Genomic DNA, 1,211 nt, shown 5'->3' with positions numbered 1-1,211 from the left:
GCCCCTCCCCGTCCGGAGGCGGCGGCGCGGCCCGTTGTTCGGTTTCTGTGGCCCCAAGGGTGTCCGAGCGGGCCTTCGGACCCTGTAGCGTCGGAACTGCCATGGATATCGCCTACATTCCCAGCCCGTCGCGGGGCGTCCTGTACCTCGGACCGATCCCGCTGCGCGCCTACGCCTTCTGCATCATCCTCGGTGTCGTCGTGGCCGTCTGGCTCGGCAGCAAGCGCTGGGTCGCCCGGGGCGGTGCCAAGCACACCGTCGGCGACATCGCCGTGTGGGCCGTGCCGTTCGGCCTGGTCGGCGGCCGCCTCTACCACGTGATCACCGACGGCGGCCGCCTGTACTTCGCCGAGGGGAAGAACCCCTGGGACGCCCTCAAGATCTGGGAGGGCGGCCTCGGCATCTGGGGCGCGGTCGCGCTGGGCGCGGTCGGCGCCTGGATCGGCGCCCGCCGCCGGGGCGTGCCGCTGCCCGCGTACGCCGACGCCATCGCGCCGGGCATCGCCCTCGCGCAGGCGCTGGGCCGCTGGGGCAACTACTTCAACCAGGAGCTGTACGGCCGGTCGACCACCCTGCCGTGGGGCCTGGAGATCGACAAGACGCTGCCCAACGGCGAGGTCGTGAAGGGCGTCTACCAGCCGACCTTCCTGTACGAGTCGCTGTGGTGCGTCGGTGTCGCGCTGCTGGTGATCTGGGCGGACCGCCGCTTCACGCTGGGCCACGGCCGGGCGTTCGCGCTGTACGTGGCCGCGTACACGGTGGGCCGGTTCTGGATCGAGTGGCTGCGGATCGACGACGCGCACGTCTACTTCGGCCTGCGGCTGAACGACTGGGTGTCCATCGCGGTGTTCGTGGGCGCGGTGGCGTACTTCGTGATCGTGGGCAGGAAGCGGCCCGGGCGGGAGGACCCGGCGAGCATCGATCCGGCCGCGCAGGAGGAGCGGGACGCCGCGGCGGAGGCCGCCGCGACGGGCGGTGCCGCGACGGAGGCCGCCCGGGGCGAGGGCAAGGGCGGCAAGAAGGCCGAGAAGGCCGGGAAGGCCGAGGAGAAGGCCGACGGCAAGGCCGAGGAAAAGGCCGACGGGAAGCCGGTTCTGCGGAAGCCGGCCGGGCCCGTGGACGGGAAGCCGGCCGCCGAGACGGCCGGCGAGGACGTCAAGAACCCGATCTGACCTGGGAGTTCCCCCGGCTGAGGCCACCCTTCGCGAGGC

Annotated in this window: 1 protein-coding gene; it reads left to right on the top strand. The window is 72.7% G+C overall.

The features are described from left to right. Nucleotides 1-101: 101 nt before the first annotated feature. Nucleotides 102-1,172 (top strand): prolipoprotein diacylglyceryl transferase, encoded by a 1,071-nt coding sequence (lgt, locus tag ACFU7Z_RS39515; RefSeq protein ID WP_049651212.1) that lies wholly within the window; start codon nucleotides 102-104, stop codon nucleotides 1,170-1,172. Nucleotides 1,173-1,211: the final 39 nt, after the last annotated feature.

This window comes from Kitasatospora sp. NPDC057518, assembly GCF_042802075.1.
Classification (GTDB): Bacteria; Actinomycetota; Actinomycetes; order Streptomycetales; family Streptomycetaceae; genus Kitasatospora.
The sequence above is the reverse complement of the archived record's forward strand: the minus strand, read 5'-3'. Positions and strand labels throughout refer to the sequence as shown.

Coding starts and splice junctions, on each gene's coding strand:
- lgt (WP_049651212.1), top strand. CDS start 102: ATGGATATCGCCTACATTCCCAGCCCGTCGCGGGGCGTCCTGTACCTC.